This is a genomic window from Actinomadura sp. DC4, assembly GCF_030406325.1.
Taxonomy (GTDB): domain Bacteria; phylum Actinomycetota; class Actinomycetes; order Streptosporangiales; family Streptosporangiaceae; genus Actinoallomurus.
On the sequence record NZ_JAUEQY010000001.1, the window covers coordinates 418765 to 438826 of the forward strand.

The following is a 20062-nucleotide window of genomic DNA, read 5'->3' on the forward strand; positions in this document are numbered from 1 at the left end:
ACGCCGCGAAACCTTTCGGGCACCTCACGCGTCCAACCGACGTGGGATACACCCCGAAGACGACGGTCGGCGCCGTGGGCGCCTACGGATTCATCGCACTGATCTTCGGGTGCGGCGCGGTTCTCGGCGCGCTCATGACGTACTCATCGTTCGCCCACGGCGTCGAGACGTCCGCCACCGTGATCAAAGGCGGTACGGCGCGCGGTGAGGCCACGATCGAGTTCACCACCGAAGACGGCCAACTGGTCCGTACGCGGATCGGCGGATCGGAGGTGGGCCGTACCGGTGACACCTCGAAGATCCGCTACTCGCCCGGCGACCCCTCCGATGTCTCCGGTGCCGGGTGGGAGAACCTGACGGTGGACATCGTCAAGACGCTCGCGGTCGCGGTGGTCGCGGCGTACGGCGCCGTGATGACGTACCGGCGGATACGCCGCCGGCCGCGCGCCGCACCGGTGACACCCGACCACCGATCGCCACGGACATCGGCGACCCAGTCCCCGCACGCGCGCCGAGCGTCGCGCGAGAGGGCATGACCGGCCGCGGGCGCAAGGCCGCTGTCGCGCTGTCGGTGGCCGGTGCCGCCATCGTCACCTACCGCGGGCTGGCGGGCCACCACCCGAAGTGATGGCCGGTCAGGTGGGTGTCACCTTTGAAGCAATGTCACGTTCCGCGTTGGATGTATAGAGTCCGATATATGGCGAATGCCCCCCGGATGACCCTGCAGACGATGCTCGTTCTGCGTGCGATGCTCGCCGATCCGGCCAAGCGGCGCTTCGGGCTGGAGCTGTGCGCGGAGACCGGCCAGCCGAGCGGCACCATCTACCCGATCCTGGCCCGGCTGGAGCACTTCGGCTGGATCGAAGGCCACAAGGAGTCCGCGGCCGAGCACTTGGCAGAGGGGCGGCGCGCCCGCTACTACTACACGCTCACCGACGAGGGCGCCGTACGTGCACGCGCCGCCCTCGACCAGGCCCGGCGATCCCGCGGAGCGGCCGCGAACCTGCGGCCGGCGACCTCATGACCACGCTCTTGGAGTCGCTGCTGGCCCGGCTGCCCGCCGGCGTCCCGGCCATCGAGCGCGACAGGATCCGGCGCGCGTATGAGTTCGCAGCTCGCCACCACGAGGGCCAGTTCCGTAAGAGCGGCGACCCGTACATCACCCACCCGGTCGCGGTCGCGGAGATCGCCATCGACTCGGGCCTGGACGGCGCGACCGTCTGCGCCGCTCTGCTGCACGACGTCATCGAGGACACCGGGTGCGACGCCGCCCGGCTCCGCGAGGAGTTCGGCGACGAGATCACCACTCTGGTCCAGCACACGACCGAACTCGACCGCGGCCACGACCAGGCGGCCGTCGACGCCGCCGACGACCGCGCGCTCACGCTCAAGGTGCTCGACCGGCTGCACAACATGCGCACCCTGCGTTACCTCGACCAGGATAGGCAGCGCCTGAAGTCGCGGCAGACACTGGACGTCATGGCGCCGCTCGCCAGGCGTCTGGGCCTGCGAGACGTCTCAGACGAGCTCGAGTCGATCGCTCGCGATCGCCTGACGCTCCTGTCCGGGGACGCGGGCGCGACCCACCGGGCGCTCGCGCTGGCCGCGCTGCTCCTCCCGCCCGTGGCCAGGTCACGTTATCTGGACGAATGGCTCGGGGAGCTCGGCGTCCTGCCGAGCCGCTCCGCCCGGGCCCGCTTCGCGCTGCGGCTCACACTCGCCATGCCGGCTCTGGCCTCAACTCTGCGAGGCCCGGCACGAGACACGCTGACCGGCCGCCTCCTGGCCGTCCTCCGCTGGATCCTGCGAACGGACCTGCGCACCTGGACCCCACTGACCATCCTGCTCGGCTGGATGGTCGCGGCGGCCGCCCGGACGAGCGTCGTCGACGCCGCGCTCACCCTGATCACCGTGCCCCCCGTCCTGCACGCCGGCGTCTCCCGCCTGCGCGTGAAACTCGGCATCGGCGATCCGGACCAACCGCCCTCCTGACCGGCGCGCACCGTGGCCGGTGACGGCGTTCCACGTACGCCCGGGAGGGTGGCGACTCGCCTCAAGAGGGCGGGTCTGCTCGCGCACCGTCATGGGGTCCGATAGAGGGCGGCCTTCTCATGGAGGCGTTCGAGGCTCTCCTCGAGAGTGGCCAGGTTCAGGTCGAGGACATGGACGCCGTCTCGGAAGTGCTCGAATCCGAGCTGTGCCCAGACCTTGCCGAGCTTGTTGACGGCCCGTTCGCGCCGGGCCTCGCTGAGTTCGCCCTCGTCTGTTTCGCCGAGCGGGGCGGGGTAGCACACGGCGGCTCTGGCTCCGCCGGACAGTTTCCTGATCGCGGTTCCGGCGAAGAGGACACCAAGGCCGAAGCCGCGCCATCGCGGAGCCAGTCGTACGGAGTTGAGGATGAGGATACGGCTGCCGAGCGGTTCGATCAGGTCGTCGAGCTCTTGGTCGAGCCGGCCGCTGCGGACGTTGAAGATGGCTCCGGCGACAAGGCCCAGGTCGGCCTCTTCGTCATCGAGCAGACCGAACGGGTCGCGGGTGTCATAGAGGTCGACGGCCACGATGTCCATGTCGGCGACGTGTTCCACCGGCTTGGTGCCGTCGTCGTAGATGTCGGCGTAGACCCGCCAGGTCTCCGGAGCGGTGTCGGCGTCATCCCCCATGTGGTGACGGTGCTGGTAGGTGAGGGTGACGTCGGCCGGGTCGGCGGGTGGAAGGCGGGCCGGGGAATCGGTCATGGAGATGCGACCTATCGGTGGTGGTCAGTGGGGACGGGCTTCGGCGTGGACCTCATCCTGCCCCGGCAGAGGCATGACCGGACCGATCTTCAGCGATCTGGGCTCGACATCCTGACCAGCCCTGTGAGGAGAGCCATGGCGGCGGTCGACATGAGGAGCGCGGCGACGACGAGGGCGACGGCGCGTACGCCGATCCTGGCCGACGCCATGGTCAGAGCGACCGCGCCCGCCGCTCCCAACGCGAGTTGAGCCGTGGTGAAGACCGAGGTGACACGCCCCATGAGGCCATCGGGCGTCATCTCCTGCCGTACGGAAGTGGCGCAGACCAGCGCCAGCGAGGCGCCGAAGCTGTATGCCGCGGCGATCGCCACGACCGACACCAGGTCGGTGACGACGCCCAGTAGCGCGGTGGCGAACCCCGAGAGGACGTAGGAACCGACCATGCAGGCGGCGAAGCCGTATCTCCTGCGAATGCGGTCGGCGAGGAGAGCACCGGCGACGGCTCCGGCACCGGCCGCACCGAGGACGAGGCCCACTGTCCCGTCGCGCTGCCCGAGGTCGTGCCGTACGTGGTAAATGAAAAGGTCGACCAGCCCGTACGTGGGAATCGCCGTTACGGCCATCAGCACCAGCAGCCGGCGCAGCGGGGGCCGATGCCAGAGAAACGACAGGCAGGCCCGCAGGTCATGCGAGGGTTTCGGCACGGCTGCCGCGCCGTCGTGGTGCCGGTCGCGGGAGGGACACACCTGGACGAAGAGCATCCCGACGGCGGAGAGGGCGAAGCTCACGCCGTCCAGCCCGATGGCCGCCGTGGCCCCGAAGGCCGCGGCGACGCCACCGGCCAGCGGAGGTCCCACCACGAACGCGGTCGCGCCACCCGCCTCGTACAGGCCGTTCGCCGCGGTCAGCCGCTCTCGCCCGACCAGCCCCGTGAGCACGCTCGCGTGGGCGGCCTGGAACAGCACGGCGGAGGCGGAACCGAGCGCCGCGGTCGCGTAGAGCGGCCACAGCCGTGGACCGGCGAGCCAGCACAGCGGGATGGCCAGGTAGAGCGCGGCGCGGAACACGTCGCAGGCGATGATGACCGTTCGTGGTCGGGTCCGGTCGACCAGCGATCCGGCGAACAACCCAGAGACGATCATGCTGACACCGCCGATGGCCGCCGTGACGCCCATCTGCGCGACCGATCCGGTGGTCTGGAGTACGAGGAGCGGGAAAGCGGCCGTCGCGAACGCGTCGCCGAGCATGGAAACGGACTGGCTCAGCCAGTAGATCGCGAAGTCGCGGCTTCCGGCTCTATCTTCCTCTGTGCGCGGCATCGCTCGCTTTCACCAGGCTCGCCGGCCGCATGTCCTTCCACTGCGCCTCGATGTGTTCCAGGCATTCGGCCCGGGGCTTTTCGCCGTAGACGGTCCGCCAGCCATCGGGTACGTCCAGGTCCGACGGCCACAGCGAGTACTGTTCCTCGACGTTGATGAGGACGAGGTAATCGCGGTCCTGATCTTCGAATGGGTTCTGCATGGCGGCCTCCAATAGGGAAAGCACGACGTTGAAGGGATCAGCCGGACGGACTCAGTCGCCGATTCTCATCGTGGACATCGGGCGATCCGGATGAGCGACGGCTTCGCGGAGCAGCATCGTCAGTTTCGTGACCAGTGCTTCGCCGGTTTTCCGGTCATAAAGATCGGTGGCGTAGCGGAACGAACACGCCAGCCCGTGACGGTCGTCCTCCTGCAGCAGGTCCAGGATCAGGTCGTAGGAGAACGGCGACTTCACCGCATCGAGCTTCTCGAGAGTGAGGCCCGGCATCGCGTACGTGCCGGTGACGTCGGCGTCCAGCATGACCTGGAACAGCGGACTGGCCGACGAGTCCCCGTGCGGCCACAGCCGCTCGGCGAGGATTTCGACGGGGATGTCCTGGTTTGCGTATGCGGTGGCATCGGTGTCCCGGACACGGCGTAGCAGCTCGGTGAGGCTGGGATCACCGGAGACGTCGGTCCGCAGCACCACCACGTTGACGAAGAAGCCGACCAGGTCGTGGAGCTCGCTGAGCGTACGCATGGAGACCGGGGCACCGATCGGCACGTCCTCGCCCGCCCCCAGCCGGCTCATCAGGGCCGCCAGGGACGCCTGCATGACCATGAAGACGGTCGTGCCGGTGCGGCGGGCGAGGCCGACGATGTCGCGGTGCAGGTCCGGGTCGATCGTGAAGGGCACCGAGTCGCCGTCGAACGTCGGCCTGTCCGGGCGAGGCCGGTCGGACGGAACGGTCGCCTCCGGCGGGAGGTCCCGTAGCGCATTCGTCCAGTGGGCGAGTTGACGGGAGATCTCGCTACCAGGGTCCTCCAGTTCACCCAGGGACTCCCGCTGCCACGCCGCGAAGTCGGCGTATCGCACGGGGAGCGGCGGCCAGTCCGGCCTGTCGCCGGCGGCGCGGGCGGAATAGGCGGCCGAGAGGTCGCGCAGCAAGATCGCCATGGACGGGCCGTCGGCCGCCGTGTGGAAGATCTTGCAGAAGAGGACATGCTCGCTCTCTCCCAGTTCGAACAGAGCGGCCTGGAACGGGAGGTCGTGCGCCGGATCGAAGGCGGCGGAGTTCTGCGACCTCAGCCGGCCGTCCAGTTCTTCGGGCGAGCACCGGATGATCGGCAGCGTGTAGTCGACCACGGGGAGTAGCCGCTGATGCCGTACCCCGTTCGTCTCCGGCAGGACCGTGCGCAGTGTTCCCTGCCGTTCGACGACGTCACGAACGGCGTTTTCCAGCGCCTCGGCGTCAAGGGGGCCGGCCATCCGGATCGCGGCCGGAATGGAGGTCGGTTCGGTCCGCTCGCGCCCCGTAAGGAACCGCAACCTGTGCTGCGCCCACGACAGCGGTACGTCGTGCGGGCGAGCGCGGGACGTGAGAGGAGGTGTCGTGGCCGCATGGGCGGTTTCCAGCCGTCGCACCAGACCGGCGACAGTGGGCGCTTCGAAGACCGCACGTACCGGAAGCTCGACGCCGAGTCTCGTGCGGGCACCGCCCACCAGCTGAGCCGCGAGGAGGGACTGTCCGCCCAGTTCGAAGAAATCGTCATTGATGCCCACGTCTGCGACGTCGAGCACGTCGGCGAACAAGGCGCACAGCGATCGTTCGAGAGACGTCCGGGCCGGCCGGCCATCACCCGGTGCCCGCTCCGGGGCCGGGAGGGCCTGGCGATCGAGTTTTCCGTTCGACGTCAACGGCAGCTCGTCCAGCCGTACGAACGCCGACGGCACCATGTGATTCGGCAGCACGCCCGACACATGTGCACGCAGGCCCGCGAAGTCGATGGGATCAGCGCCGTGGCGGGAGACCACGTAGCCGACCAACGCGGGATGGCCGGGCCGATCCTCGCGGGCGATGACGGCGGCCCGCGCCACCTGGGGATGAGCCGCCAGAACCACCTCGATCTCACCGGGCTCGATCCGGAAACCGCGAATCTTGACCTGGGAATCCGTACGCCCCAGGTATTCGAGCTGTCCGCCGGTGTTCCAGCGCGCTAGATCACCTGTGCGATACATCCGCTCACCTGCCGGTCCGTACGGATCGGCGACGAATCGCTCGGCGGTCAGTCCCGGCCGACGAAAGTAGCCCCGCGCGAGTTGGACACCGGCGACGTACAACTCACCGGCTACCCCGACGGGAACCGGCTGCAACGCCGTGTCCAGGACATAGACCCGCGTGTTCCACAACGGCCGGCCGATCGGGACTTTTCGCCCCTGCTCGTAGTCGTGAGAGGCCAGGGAATAGTAGGTACAACCCACCGTCGCTTCAGTCGGGCCGTACTCATTGTTCACTGAGACTTCTGAGTTCCGGCGATGCCAGTCGCGCACCAGCCGCCCGTCGACCTCTTCGCCACTGACCACCAGGTCACCGGTCGGGGCGTAGTGGCGGGACTGCGAATCCAGGTAGGACAGATGGCTGGGGGTCACCTCGAGATAGGTGAGCTTCCGTCCCCCCAAGACGGTATCGAGGCCGTCGTCCAGCGTTGCCACATGCAGACAGCCGCCACTGACCAGCGTCCCGTACAACGCGGTCACGCCCAGGTCGAACGCGATCGACGTGTGCAGCAACGTCGACCCACCCAGACTCGGGTATCTCCGCGTGACCTGCGTCAGATAGTTGACGAGACTTCGGTGCTGGACGACGACCCCTTTGGGGCGACCGGTGGAACCGGACGTGTAAATCACATACACCGGATGCTGCGGCAGAAGACGGCCGGCTCGCTCGGCACCGAGTACGTCGCCGTCGTCCAGGCGCCCCAGCGCGGCGATGGTCCGCGGATCGTCCGCGACGATGCGGGGCACCGCGTCCGGAACCTTGCTCACCGTACGGGAGTCGGTGAGGACGAGCAGCGGACGCGCGTCCTCGACGAGGTACGCGACGCGCTCTCTGGGATGATCCGGATCGATCGGAAGATAGGCGGCGCCGGCCTTGGCGATCGCCAAGAGGGTGATGACGAGGTCGGGGGAACGACCCATCATGACCACGACCGTGTCCTCCGGACCGGTCCCGTGTCCGATGATGAGCCGCGCCAGCCGGTTCGCCCGCCGGTTCACCTCGGCATAGCTGAGCGTGGTCTCCTCGAAGACGATCGCGGCCGCGCTCGGGTCTCGTGCGACCTGTGCCTGGAACAACTCCGGGAGCGTCAGGTCGGGCAGCGCACGGGCCGTGTCGTTCCACTCGGCGAGGACCTTCCGCCGTTCGCTTTCGTCCAGGACCTCCACGCGGTGCAGGGGCGTTCCCGGCGCCGTCTCCAACGCGTCCACGAGATTTCGAACGGCCGTGAGGAAGAGCGCGGAGACCGCCCGGCCATCGATCGGCGCGACGGCCTGGACGGTGACGCCGAATCCGTCGCCGACATCGTCCACGCTCACGTACAAGGGGTAGTTGGTGTGCTCGGATACCGTCAGCACCTCGACGCCGTCGATTCCGAGACCGTGCTCCTGGGACGCGACGATGCCGTGACGGTAGTTGAACAGCGAGGTGAAGAGCGGCGTCCGCGCGTCGATCCCGCTGGCCTGCCGGGCCAGCGCGAAGGGAGCGTGTTCGTGTACGAGCAGTGCGGCCAACTGCTCCTGCATCGCCCGAACCGCTTCCACGACCGTCGCGGCACCGGTGTCGGTGCGGACGGGAAGGGTGTTGATGAACAGGCCCGGCATCCGGTCCGATCCCGCGCCGGCGTCCATCCGGCCGGACAACACAGTGCCGAAGACCACATCCCGTCGGCCGGACGTGACAGCGACCACCCGCGCCCACGCGACATGAAAGAAGGTCGCGGCGCTGACCCCCAGCCGCTGCGCCTGCTCCCGCAGACGCAACGCCGGCTTCGCGTCCAGCTCGTAGCGTTCTTCCACCGCGTTACGGCCATCGCCGTGAACATCGGCGACGCCGAACGGGGCCGTCGGCTCCTCGACACCACGCAACAGACGGGCGAAGAACTCCCGGTGCTCCTCGCGGGGAACGCCCAGCCGCGTCTGCGCGACGAAGTCGCGGAACGGAAGCGGAGCCGGTAGCTCAGCCGCACGTCCCTCCATGAAGGCACGTATCTCGTCCATCAAGGTCGCCATGGTCGTCTGATCGCCGATCAGATGGTGTGTCTGCAGCACGGCGAGCCGGTGGCCGGTCTCCGGGTCCGTGCACGCGTGGAGGCGGAGCAGCGGCGCCCGCGAGATGTCCATGCCGGTGTCGTAGGTTGACAGCAGCCGGTTGATGAGCACGTCCCGGGTGGGCGCGCGCGGGGCTTCGGCCTCCCTCACCGTGAGCTCGACGCCGCGCTGAACGACCTGCACGGGCTCGCGCAGCCCCTCCCACATGATCGCCGTACGCAGGACGTCATGCCGGTCGATGACCATCTGAAGACCTGCGACGAACTGGTCGAACCGACGGCCGGCGTCGAACTCCAGAACCACCGACGAGACATAGACGTCATGACCATCGTCCGAACCCAGAAGGTGGTAGAAGAAAATGCCTTCCTGCGACGGCGTCAGTGGATAGACGTCAGCGACGTTGGCCGCACCGCCGGGCACGCGGGCGATGATGCGATCGAGCTCGTCCTGACTCAGGTCGGCCAGGGTGATGGCATCCGGGGTGATCGCCGTGGCGTCGTCCGGGATTCGGTTCGGCGGCACAACGTGTTCGCGCCTCATCCCCTGCGTCAGGCCCGCCACCGTCGGTGAGGTGAACAGCGCCCGTACGTCGGCAGGAACTCCCCGACCGCGCAACCGCTCCACCAGCGTCACCGCCAGCAGGGAGTTACCGCCACGAGCGAAGAAGTTGTCGTCGATACCGACCCGGTCCACGCCGAGAACCTCGGCGAAAACCGCGCACAGCGTCTCCTCCCGGGAGTTCCGCGGCGCCCGGTACACCTCATCGGAGGAGTGGTCGGGCGCGGGCAGCGCCGGCCGGTCGAGCTTCCCGTTCGGATTGAGCGGCAACTCATCCAGCGACACGAATGCCGAAGGCACCATGTACTCGGGCAGCAACCCCGACAGATGGCCGCGCAGGTCGGCGATGTCGACGACAGCGCCGGCCTGAAGGGGGACCACATAACCCACCAGCCGGAGTCGTCCCGGCCGGTCCTCACGCGCCAGGACCGCGGCCCGCGCCACGGACGGGTGGGTCATCAGAACGGTCTCGATCTCACCTGGCTCGATGCGGAATCCGCGGATCTTCACCTGGAAGTCGGTGCGCCCGAGATACTGCAGAGTGCCGTCGTGGTTCCAGGTCCCGCGGTCACCGGTGCGGTACATCCGCGAGCCCGCCGGCCCGTAAGGGTCGGCGACGAATCGCTCGGCGGTCAGGCCCGGCCGGTTGAGGTAGCCCCGCGCGAGCTGGGCACCGGCGATGTACAGTTCGCCGGCCACTCCGGGCGGGACCGGCCGTAGGTTCCCGTCGAGTACGTACACCCTGTTGTTGGCCAGTGGCCGGCCGATCGGCGGGTCGGCGCATGAGGTGTCGTCCAGGAGGGCCATGGTCGAGCAGATCGTCGTCTCGGCCGGGCCGTATGCGTTGGCGAGTACGCCGCCGGTGTCATGGAGGCTCTGGGCCAGGGAACTCGACAGCACCTCTCCGCCGGAGAGCTTCACCACCCCGCTGAGGGCGTCGGGGCGGGCGCTCGCGAGTTGCGCCCACAGCGACGGAGTGGACTGGAAGACGGTCGCGCCGGACTTCCTGATCGTCTCGGCCATCGCGTCCATGTCCAGGACCGTGTCGCGGGAGACCACGATGACCTGGCCGCCGTCGAGCAAGGGCGCGAGGAGTTCGAAGTTGGAGACGTCGAACCCGATGGCGGCCACGGCCAGCAGCCGATCGGCGGCGTCCAGCCCGAGCTGCTCGCGGGCGGTGTAGATCAGGTTGACGAGCGGACCGGCGCAGACGACCACACCTTTCGGCCGGCCGGTGGATCCGGAGGTGTAGATCACGAACGCCGGGTTCGCGGGCGAGGGCACGGCACGGAGCTCGGCGTCGGCCACGTCCGCCGCGTCGGTGTGTTCCAGCTCGGCCAGGACATGCGGGGAGTCCACGACCACGAGTTCGCGCCCACCTGTCTCCCCCTGTTCGACCAATGACCGGAGAGCGGTGCTGGTGATCACCAGGGAGCGGCATGCGTCATCGAGTATGTAGCTGACGCGGGCCGCGGGGAGACCGGGATTGATCGGTACGTAGCCGCCACCGGTCTTCAGGACCGCCAGCAGGGCGACGACCAGGTCGGCCGAGCGTTCGATCGCCACTCCGACCAGGGTCTCAGGCCCCGCACCCCGCGCGATGAGGAACCGCGCCAGCCGGTTGGCTCGCCGGTTCACCTCGGCATAGCTGAGCGTGGTCTCCTCGAAGACGACCGCGGTCGCGTACGGGTCTCGTGCGACCTGCGCCTGGAACAACTCCGGGAGCGTCGAGTCCGGCATCACGCGGGCCGTGTCGTTCCACGCGGTGAGGACCCGGTGTCTCTCCTCCTCGGTGAGCACGTCGATCCTGTCGATCGTTGTGTGCTCATCGGAAGCGGAGAAGGATTCGAGAAAACGAGCGAACCTACGGGCGTTCTCGGCGTTGAACAGTCCGCTGTAACGATCGGCGTTCGCGCTGAACTCGACCCTGATCGCGGTGTCGGCCCAGCTGTACAGGTCCATTGAGAAATCATTGGGCGTCGCCGCCTGGAAGGGGCGAGCGCTGCAGCTGAGGCCGTCGAACAGTGTCTCGAATGGATATGTCTGTATGTTTACTATCGGACCGTACAGCTCGCCATCGGTGCCGCGCAGGCCGAAATCCCGACGCATATCCTCGTATCGATAGCGCTGGTGGCGCAACGCCCCCTTCATGGCTCGCGACGTTTCGCGGATCAGTTCGCCCACCGACATCGTTCTCGAAACGCGGACCCGCACGGGCAAGATGTTGGCCGTCATGCCGGGGATCGGCCCTCTGGCCGGCCCGACACGGCCCGTGACCGCGAGGCCGAGGACGATGTCGTCCGCGCCGGTGAGAAGATGAATGAACGCGACGGCCGCGGCGAACCCGAGAACGGGAAAGCTCGTTTTGGAGCGCCGCGCACTCTCTCTCAGGCGAGCGGCCGCATGCGAGTCGATCTCTTCTGTCTGACGTACGAGACCGCCCCCCGTTCCCGCCCGTCCCGAACTCAACGTGACAGGGGCGGGAATATCGGCGAGAGCCGCCCGCCAGTAGTCTCTGTCGCTTTGGAAGGCCGGGGAGGTGCGATACGCCGAGTCGAGCTCGACGAGCGTACGCACCGATGCCAGCGGGCGTCCCGCATCAGGCCGTCCCGAGCGAAGCGACGCATAGATTTCGGCCAGCCGGCCGAAGACGACGACGAGACTGAAACCATCCGCGACCAGATGGTGGGCTCGCTGAAACCACAGATAATGATCTGGGCCGATCTTGAAAAGTTCTTGCTCGTGGAGGGTATCCGCATAAAGATCGAACGGCTGTTCCATCGCCGCCCGCATACGTGCGTCCGCGATGGCAGGCGAGTCCACCTCGCTGCTGAGATCACAATAGTTGAACGGATGTCCATCGGGTTTCGTGAAAAACTGTCTGACCGTTCCTTTGTCCATTGTGAAGTGGGCGCGCAGGGCATCGGACTCATCGACCACCCTGTGGTATGCCTGCCTCATCAGATCTACGTCGACGTGGCCTCGTATTTCGAGAGCCGCTCCAATATTGTATTTGGCGGCATAGGCCGTGGAATGCTGTGCGTACCAAATACCGATCTGGGCCGACGTGAGGTCAGAGGACTCGACGGTCTCGTGCATCCTGGCGCCTCTTCCTCTGTATGAACAAAGCTCGATGTAGCCTTGAACGGAGGTCAAACGAGGGCGATCGTAGATGCGCGTTATGTATAACGTCAAATCTCGGAGGGCTCTTTATAAAACACATTGGGCTGGCGTCTAGAATTTCACTGCCAGAACATCGGACGAACGTGCCGAGGTCAATTAGGGGCCGATTTCGGCAGGCGCGCGCATGGGAAATCTCCGAGCTTGCAGTTCTGTTTCCGGGCGGCACAGATCATCCGGCGGGAGAGGTGTTCTCCGTCGCGGACGATCACGAGTTGTGCCGGACGGTCTAGCCCCCGGGTCGGCGGTCCCGCGCGCGCTCCAGGACCTTTTCGCTGGTCAACGGGCTCTTCGGGTGGTGACTGAGACACAGCGGCGTCCGTACCTTCCGCGGAGCCTCACCCTCGGCCGCGACGTAGAACTCGCCGGAACGCAGCCGCGATACGTCGGGGACGTCCCCGCCCTTGGCCTTCACCATCTCCCGTGCGGCCTCGATCTGGATCGGGCTGTTCAGCAGGCCGTAGAACTGGGTGGCCGCATTGCCCGGAATACGGTTGTGCAGCCCCTTCGGAGCCTGGGTGGCGAACACCAGCCCGAGGCCGTACTTGCGCGCCTGTGAGGCCAGGGCGAGGGTGTTCTGCGTGCACGCCGTCATGGTCCCCGCGGGTGCGAGCGTCTGGGCCTCATCCATCACGAACAGCCCGAGCAGCGGCCGATCCCCGGCCGGGTGCTTCTTGATGTGCGCGAAGAGCGCCATCTCCAGCTGGTTGACGAAACTCTGGCGCATGTCGTCGGAGGGCAGCCCGACCAGGCTGATCACCGAGACACGTGCGCGCTTTCCGCTGGACGGGGTCAGCAGGACCGCCGGGTCCAGCGGCGTGCTGTCGCCGCCGAACATCGGGTCGTTGTCCATCGACGCCGTGAGCGTCTGAGCCAGGCCGCCGGCGATCTTGTCGGCGCCGTCGAGCTCGCTGACGCCGTCCGGCAGGTCGGCGAGCGTGTGGGGCTCGAAAACTCGGTCTCCTGCCGTGAGCTGAGGTCTCACGGCGGGATCACGATCGGGGCTGGCAGCATCCCGAGATGCTGTTGACACTTCTCTATCGGTCGATCCGGGGCCTATTCGATTTGCTGACCGTGATCGTACGCTCTGATCTGTCCACGTTAGGCCGAGTTGCTCGTGCCCCGGCACGAGCAACAGGTTCTGCGCCGGCAGGTCCAGGGTCGGACTCGATGAAATCCTGCTGTTCGGCTCTGGCCGGCCGCGCTGTCGCAGCTGTTACCCCGCCCCCGTTGGGACGAGGTCTTCCCCATCACCCCGGGAGAATCCCGCTTGGGGGCATATGTCGACCGGCCGTGCGCCCCAGGGCAGACCGGTCACGTCGATGCCCTCGGCGTCGACCGGTACGCCGGTGACGCGGACCCCCATCGAGCGGAACAGGAGGCTGGCGGATGGCCGGAGTCCTCGACCGCGACGCGGCAACCGAAATCGATCAGTACCCGGCCGATGAGATCGAGCGACTTCGGGGCGCCGTGGTTAACGACGTCGTCCGTACGCGATCATCGACGGCCGGTTTCCCGCCGGGCGGCCATCCGTGAGCCGACCCGCCGGCTTCAGTCTCTCCCGGAACACAGCGGCCGTCGCGTACGAGCGACTGGCCGCCGATGGGTTCCTCACAGCTGCCGGTTAGGTCTGCGCGGCCACCCCAGGGCGCCCAGGGGCACGTGGACGTCCATCCGGCGAACCGATAGTGGCCCAGCAACTGATGGAGGAATTGGCCCTTACCGTTGGGTCATCGTCCCTCCTAGCGTTGGCCTCCCGAGGATGAGGAGAACGGCGTGACCAGTGTCGATATGTGGTTCGACCCCAAATGTCCGTGGGCGTGGATCGCCTCGCGCTGGCTGCTGGAAGTGGAGAAGGTACGAGACGTTCAGGTCCGCTTCCACGTCATGAGTCTGGCCATGCTGAACGACGGTCGCGAGGGCCTGGAGGAGCGGTACGCCAAGTGGCTGCGCGACGCGTGGGGGCCGGTCCGCGTGGCGATCGCGGCCGAGCAGAAGTACGGCGGTGAGGTGCTGCGCGGCCTGTACACCGCGCTCGGCACCCGCATCCATCACGACAGGGCGCCGATCGGCCGCGACCTGTACCTCGCCGCACTGACCGAGGCGGGGCTGCCCGCGGAGCTCGCCGACGCCGCGGACGGCACCGACCACGACGAGGCGCTGCGGGCGAGCCAGCACGCCGGTCTCGACCTGGTAGGGGAGGACCTCGGTACTCCGGCGATCCACGTGCCGGGGCCGGACGGCGAGCCCATCGCGTTCTTCGGCCCGGTGGTCAGCCCCATTCCGCGCGGCGAGGCCGCGGGGCGGCTGTGGGACGGCGTGCTCCTCGTGGCCGGCACGGACGGGTTCTTCGAGCTGAAGCGCGCCCGTACCCGCCGCCCGATCCCGGACTGACCGATGAAAGGAATCCCACCCGCCGGGCCGCCTCGCGTACTGGCCCTGGCGTACCTGGCCGGTTCCATCGGCGACGGCGCGTACTACGTCACGTCGGCGCTGTACTTCACGCGCATCGTCGGGCTCAGCCCAGGACAGATCGGTTTCGGGCTGACCGCGGGCTGGGCCGTCGGCTCGGTCGTCGCCGTACCGCTGGGGCAGCTCGCGGACCGGCGCGGCCCCCGGGGCGTCGCGGTGCCACTCGCGGTCGCCACGGCCGTGTCACTCCTGGCCTTCCTGCTCGTGCACTCCTTCGTACCGTTCGTCTTGACGGCCTGCCTGTACGGGAGCTGCCAGAGCGGCCTCGCGGCGACACGTCAGGCCCTGCTGGCCGGCTTGGTCGGCCCGTCCGAACGCACGAAGCTCCGCGCGTACCTGCAGTCGACGGTCAACGCGGGCCTCGGCCTCGGCGCCGCCCTCGGGGGCGTGGCGCTGAGCTTGGGAACCCGCCCGGCGTACCTGACGGTGTTCGCGCTGGACGCTTTGAGCTTCTTGGCGTCGGCCGCCGTCCTCATGCGCCTGCCGGCCCCGGCGCCCGTCCCGGCTCCTGCCGCGGGCCCGTCGTCATCGGTGCTGCGGGATCGGCCGTACGCGCTGGTCACACTGATCAACACGTTCATGTTGCTGTACATGCCGCTGCTGAGCCTGGTGCTGCCGCTGTGGATCGTACGGCGGACGGCGGCGCCGGCCTGGACGGTGTCGCCTTGTTCGTACTGAACACGGTGAGCGTCGTCCTGTTCCAGGTCCGCGCGGCCCGCCAGGTGACCGGAACGGCATCGGCCGCCCGCCGGGTACAGCACGCCGGCGTGGTCCTGCTCGCGGCATGCGGAGTCTTCGCCCTGTCGGCGTCGGGCCGCTCGGCGTGGACGGCCGGGGCGGTGCTCGTCGTCGCCGCCGTCCTTCAGGTGATCGGCGAGATGCTGCTGGGCGCCGGGCTGTGGGAGATCGGTTTCGCCCTGGCCCCCGCAGACCGGCAGGGCCAGTACCAGGGCTTCTTCGGCGCGGGCACGGCGGTCGCGCGGATGCTCGGCCCGCTGCTGCTGACGACGCTGATCATCGGGTGGGGTCTGCCCGGCTGGCTGGTGTTGGGCGGGATGTTCCTTCTGGCCGGCTCGGCGATGGCCCCGGCCGTACGCTGGGCCGAACGGGATCCGAGGCGATCCCGTCCGGCGCGGCCTGACGGACCTGCGGCTAATCCGGATGAACCATCCACCAGGACCGAGCCGAGACGGGGCCCCGGCCTCCTATGTGCTCAGGCCCGCTCTGGCTCTGTCTTGAGCAGGTCGGCGAGAAATTCCTGCGTCTCCGGATCGACCGCATAAAGAACGGTGCCCACCATGCCTCGTGTGAGCAGCACCTTGTAGATGTTGCGGATATGCCGCGCGTACTGCAGGTCGGTGATGGAACGCCGCTTGAAATCAGGGTCCTTGTTGGCCTCGCGTACCGTGATCAGCCGACCGTCCCGGGCCACGATGTCGGGGCCGAGGATCACACCTGACCAGTCGTACTCGAAGCCTTGGGCGGTGTACACGCACCCGACCTGCTCGAAGCCACCGTCGAAGGTCGCCCACAGGGCACTGGGCGGTGCGTCGCCGACGGCCCGCTCGCCCTTGACGTTCCACGGCTTCGCCCAGTCACCGATGCGGACGTCGTCGACGAGGCGGCCGTCCTTCGCGTCACTCCACGGCCAGCAGTAGCCGGCCGATATGCGCGCTGAATGGCCGCCTTCAAGCTTGTCCCGCAGCGTCTCTTCCATCTCGCGTGGGGACTCGGCGAGCCGTACCTCGAAATGGTCGTCACCGCTCCACGCCTCCGGCCCCCCGGGCTCGATGTCGAGAAGGCGGAGCACCCAGTCCTCGTACTTGCGACTGCCGCCGCAACGGAACTGGCCGTCCAGCGGGACGTGGTGGACCCGGATGCCCAGCCGGGCGGCCTGAGACTTGATCGCCTCGACCGTCCCGATCTCGTTGGACTTCACGACCTGGTGCTCGTCGAGCAGGAAGACCGGCACGCGGGCGACCGCGAGCAACTCCTCCACCTGCGGCCGCCCGGTCCGCTGCGCCGCCCGGGTGAAGCGGTTCTCGGACGTCTCACGGATCCGGTGCGCCTCGTCGCAGATCAGCACCTCGAACGAGTTCTTCTCCGCCTGCATGAAGCTGTTGAAGTACGTGAACATGTTCTTGACCCGGGGCGATCCCTTGCCCACATGCCGGCGCAGCGTCTGGGTGAACGACCGGGAGCCCGTCGCGTGCAGGACTGTGTGCCCGTGTCGTGCCAGGTGCCCGAGCAGAGACAGCGCGATGACGCTCTTTCCGCTGCCCGGACCACCGGTGACGACGACCGCCTCTTTGGAGTCCGACTGGCGAGCCTTCCGCACCGCGTGCTTCACGAGGTCGTACGCGATCTGCTGTTCGGCCAGCAGCGTGAACTGCTCACGGTCCTTGATCTCCGCGGCCGCATGCTTGAGCAACTGCTTCGACGGGCGCGGCGTGCTGTCGAGCAGCCGGTCCCCGGCGTCGACGCCCGGCTCCGGCGCGAACTGCCCGCGCAGGTACTCCAGGAAGCCGCCTCGCCGGGTCTTGGTGAACAGGCGGGTGCGTTCGGTGGTGGCCAGGTCGAGGAGGTCCTGGACGTCGAGGTCCTGCGCGTTGTGAAGATAGGCGACACCGTGGAGGGCGTCCGGATGCTCGCTCAGCGAACTGGCGAAGTCGGCGATGTACTCGCAGTACTTCTCGACCTGCCGCAGCGGATGCCCGAGCATGCGATAGACGCCGGGGACCAGCACGAGGTTCTCGTCGTCCTCGTAGAGCTCGGCCTGGCTCCACTGCTTGAGCTCGACGACCACGTACCGATCGCCGCCGGTACGCGCGTCGACCCCGGCCAGCACGACATCCGCCCGCATGCTGGTGAGCGGGCGCTGATATTCGATGAGCATCTCGACCTTGCCGAGCCCCGCCTCGACCAGGTCGCGTGCCAGCACCGGCAGGCTCCGCCGCCAGGAATTCTTCTCCGCGTCCGAGGTGGACCGCCCCGTCGTCATCCGGAGATTCTCGGCGAGGATGCCGACAAGCCGTCGTTCCATCGTTGAGCCGACCAGATTCTCGGCGGAGACGCGCAGCGCCGTCACGAACTTCCCCCAGGCAGCACGAAGAACTCGTGCGGGTGGGGGCATGTCCGCGATCAGCGAAGATCGGCGAAAGCCCGTCGGGCCGCATTCCTAACGAAAGATCACACTACAACCGATCCCGTGCTGTCCTCGCCGGTTTACAGCGGACGGTAATTCGACGAGCACGAGATAGAACACCCAACTCACCGCCGTCAGGAGGCGGAGAAGCGAACCGGCTCACGGAGCGTGAGGCGTGCTCCTTCGAGGTCGGCGAGCCGAGCCGACAGTGTCGCCTCGGCGAGATGGCGCGGCAGCGCCGTGCTGAATTTCAGGCCGTTCAACGCGTCGTCGTCGACGTAGGAAGACAGAGTCGTTCGTGCGCGTCGGAGACCGCGACTTCCCAGATGGCGGGAGTCAGATCTCGGCGGAGGCGGATACAGAACTCCTCGACCCGCTGTGCGGGGTCGGCCATGCTGCTGACACTGGCTGCGGAAGTTCGGTGCCGCCGAGGGCGGTCGTGGCGAGGCGCCCGCAGAGCCGGTGCTGGCGATCAGGGTTGCTCATGTAGAGCGGGTGGCTACGCAGAGCCTCGTAACAGCGTCGAGTGTTGCCGGGGGCCTCCGTGCAGAATCGCTCCATCCCTTGGCCGCTTCGTTCGTGGCGAAGCGGAAGCGCCATTAGTCGCTGACAGGTGGCGAAGGGACGTCGTCGCCGCGCTTGGAGGACACCGCGAGCGACCTGCCGCGGATCGCCAAGGTGCTGGAGTGCTTCCTTATGGGTCTTGAAGCCGTCGACCGCCAACGCCTCGTCGAGAACGCTGGGCAGCTCATGGTGAAGCTCGGTCACTCCGACTTCGCTCAGGAGTCGAACGGCTGACCGGAGGCCAACATCGGCTGAGCTTTGGTCGGAGCCGTCAGCATCGTGATCGTGATGCCAAGGATGCGGCACACGGAGAGTGTTCGCACCGCACTTGCCAACCCGCGAGGAGCGGGATCTATGCCACTTTTGGTGGAAGGTCCGAGTTGGCTAAATGATCACCTGATCTGGATAATCCGGTGAGTGAAGGCATATGTAGGGGTTACGGACGGTTCGTGGTATCGGTTCCTTGCGGCACGTCCTAAGCTGGGCGAAGTCAATTTCTGGCGTCCGTCCAGTAAGCAGGCGTTCCGATCACTCGGCTCGGGGGAGCCGTTCTTCTTCAAGACCAAGGCCCCGCAGAATCGGATCGTCGGCGGAGGGTTCTTCAGCGACTTCGTGCGGCTTCCGTTGTCAGAGGCATGGGATCGGTTCGGCGAAGCGAACGGCGCGGCAAGCCTGAGTGACCTGCGCCATCGCATTAACACCAATCGCGCGGAGCCGATCACGGTGGGCGATGACCCGGTCATCGGATGCATCCTCGTGAGAGATGTGCGCTTCTTCGTCTCAGGGGAGGAGGCCGAACCGCCCCACGACTTCGCCTCCAACCTCGTGCAAGGAAAAAGGTACGACCTCGCGACCCATGTAGAAGCCGGTTATCTGGAGCGGCTGGTCACCCGCCTACTCGGCCGCGACGCAGAGCTTGACGACTCCCAGCCGTGGCGTCGGCCCGGGGCGGTGTTCGGGGACCCGCGACTGTCGCGTCGTCGACTCGGGCAGAGCTCGTTCAAGACGGCCGTACTGGCGGCGTACGAGGAACGGTGCGCGGTCACCGGCAGCCGGCTCCGCCCGACCCTCCAGGCCGCGCACATTCGTCCCGTCAGTGAAGACGGCGAGCACCGTCTGGACAACGGCCTGCTGCTACGTGCGGACCTCCACGCCTTGTTCGACGCGGGTTACCTCGGCGTGGACCTGGACTACCGGTTCAAGGTCAGTGCACGGTTGCGAGCGGACTTTGAGGATGGTGAAGAGTTCTACGCGCGAGTCGGCCAGCCGATCGCCCTCCCCGAGCGTGCTGCCGATCGGCCTAATCGAGCGTTCCTGGAGTGGCATGAGGCGAGAGTCTTCAAAGCATCGTGATGACATTTCAGGGCGTGCTCGAAGAGGGTTTTGAACGCTGATAAATATTCTTGCACCCGACGCAGCAGAAACGTGTGGACCCTGACTACAGCGGGCCCCGCGCGGGTCAGTGGCTGTCCGGCACAGGCAGGACCATCGTTGTCCTCGACCGAGTCGAGCGCCTCGGCCTCGGGCGCGGCAAGGACGTCCTGCTGACGACGTTCGACCGCAACCTTGCTCCGACCTTCGTAAAAGGTCGGAACAGTTCGGTAGGAATTCACCGACCGTGTCGAGACTTCTGGATCGTCGACGTTTTTCGACCCGGTCGTTCCCGCGTTCAGTCGCCATGGTCGCCTCTCGCTACGGTGCGGGCGGCAGATAAGAGCGCCGATGTCTGCGCGCCACGGAATCGGTGACGTGCGGACATTTACCCTCCCAAGTAGGCGCG

16 protein-coding genes are annotated in these 20062 nt (G+C 67.4%); 9 read left to right on the forward strand and 7 right to left on the reverse strand.

All coding sequences use genetic code 11. The features are described 5' to 3' along the window. Positions 1-74 precede the first annotated feature (74 nt). From QWU11_RS01850 to QWU11_RS01860, 3 genes are all read left to right on the forward strand, one after another. Complete coding sequence (locus tag QWU11_RS01850; RefSeq protein WP_290103188.1) at positions 75-536, forward strand: DUF3592 domain-containing protein; 462 nt, start codon at positions 75-77, stop codon at positions 534-536. Positions 537-697: 161 nt separating this feature from the next. Next, positions 698-1024 (forward strand): helix-turn-helix transcriptional regulator, encoded by a 327-nt coding sequence (locus QWU11_RS01855; RefSeq protein ID WP_290103189.1) that lies wholly within the window; start codon positions 698-700, stop codon positions 1022-1024. Further along, positions 1021-1992 (forward strand): HD domain-containing protein, encoded by a 972-nt coding sequence (locus QWU11_RS01860; protein WP_290103190.1) that lies wholly within the window; start codon positions 1021-1023, stop codon positions 1990-1992. Before QWU11_RS01855 ends, QWU11_RS01860 begins: the two co-directional genes overlap by 4 nt. Before the next feature lie 89 nt (positions 1993-2081). Here the strand turns inward: QWU11_RS01860 and QWU11_RS01865 are convergent, their stop codons facing one another. The 5 genes from QWU11_RS01865 to QWU11_RS01885 form a co-directional block, all read right to left on the reverse strand. Then, entirely contained in the window at positions 2082-2735 is a 654-nt protein-coding gene (locus QWU11_RS01865; RefSeq protein ID WP_290103191.1) for a hypothetical protein, read from the reverse strand. 89 nt (positions 2736-2824) lie between these two features. Further along, positions 2825-4054 carry an MFS transporter gene (locus QWU11_RS01870; protein ID WP_290103192.1) on the reverse strand — a complete coding sequence of 410 codons (1230 nt, stop codon included), beginning with the start codon at positions 4052-4054 and terminating at the stop codon, positions 2825-2827. After that, positions 4032-4256 carry an MbtH family protein gene (locus QWU11_RS01875; protein ID WP_290103193.1) on the reverse strand — a complete coding sequence of 75 codons (225 nt, stop codon included), beginning with the start codon at positions 4254-4256 and terminating at the stop codon, positions 4032-4034. Before QWU11_RS01875 ends, QWU11_RS01870 begins: the two co-directional genes overlap by 23 nt. Before the next feature lie 51 nt (positions 4257-4307). Then, positions 4308-12020, reverse strand: coding sequence for a non-ribosomal peptide synthetase (locus QWU11_RS01880; protein ID WP_290103194.1), 7713 nt, complete (start codon positions 12018-12020; stop codon positions 4308-4310). Between the two features lie 310 nt (positions 12021-12330). Then, the gene (locus tag QWU11_RS01885; protein ID WP_290103195.1) at positions 12331-13086 is read right to left on the reverse strand and encodes a hypothetical protein; all 756 of its coding nucleotides are present in this window, start codon (positions 13084-13086) and stop codon (positions 12331-12333) included. Positions 13087-13490: 404 nt separating this feature from the next. On the opposite strand from QWU11_RS01885, the gene QWU11_RS01890 reads away from it, so the two are divergent. The 4 genes from QWU11_RS01890 (at position 13491) to QWU11_RS01905 (ending at position 15856) form a co-directional block, all read left to right on the forward strand. Then, positions 13491-13637 (forward strand): hypothetical protein, encoded by a 147-nt coding sequence (locus tag QWU11_RS01890; protein WP_290103196.1) that lies wholly within the window; start codon positions 13491-13493, stop codon positions 13635-13637. A gap of 255 nt (positions 13638-13892) precedes the next feature. Further along, on the forward strand, positions 13893-14495 hold the full coding sequence (locus QWU11_RS01895) for a DsbA family protein (RefSeq protein WP_290103332.1): 603 nt from the start codon (positions 13893-13895) through the stop codon (positions 14493-14495). A 3-nt stretch (positions 14496-14498) separates the two neighbouring features. Further along, entirely contained in the window at positions 14499-15251 is a 753-nt protein-coding gene (locus QWU11_RS01900; RefSeq protein ID WP_290103197.1) for an MFS transporter, read from the forward strand. Then, positions 15239-15856 (forward strand): hypothetical protein, encoded by a 618-nt coding sequence (locus QWU11_RS01905; protein ID WP_290103198.1) that lies wholly within the window; start codon positions 15239-15241, stop codon positions 15854-15856. Before QWU11_RS01900 ends, QWU11_RS01905 begins: the two co-directional genes overlap by 13 nt. Here QWU11_RS01905 and QWU11_RS01910 read toward each other — a convergent pair. Next, on the reverse strand, positions 15787-17661 hold the full coding sequence (locus QWU11_RS01910) for a DUF2075 domain-containing protein (RefSeq protein WP_290103199.1): 1875 nt from the start codon (positions 17659-17661) through the stop codon (positions 15787-15789). The two genes, QWU11_RS01905 and QWU11_RS01910, sit on opposite strands and share 70 nt — an antisense overlap. Positions 17662-17852: 191 nt before the next feature. After that, positions 17853-17981 (reverse strand): hypothetical protein, encoded by a 129-nt coding sequence (locus QWU11_RS01915; protein WP_290103200.1) that lies wholly within the window; start codon positions 17979-17981, stop codon positions 17853-17855. Between the two features lie 376 nt (positions 17982-18357). Here QWU11_RS01915 and QWU11_RS01920 point away from each other — a divergent pair, with 376 nt between their 5' ends. Then, positions 18358-18516 (forward strand): hypothetical protein, encoded by a 159-nt coding sequence (locus QWU11_RS01920; protein ID WP_290103201.1) that lies wholly within the window; start codon positions 18358-18360, stop codon positions 18514-18516. A gap of 183 nt (positions 18517-18699) precedes the next feature. Continuing rightward, a complete protein-coding gene (locus QWU11_RS01925; protein WP_290103202.1) occupies positions 18700-19635 on the forward strand; it encodes an HNH endonuclease in 936 nt (311 codons plus the stop codon). Positions 19636-20062: the final 427 nt, after the last annotated feature.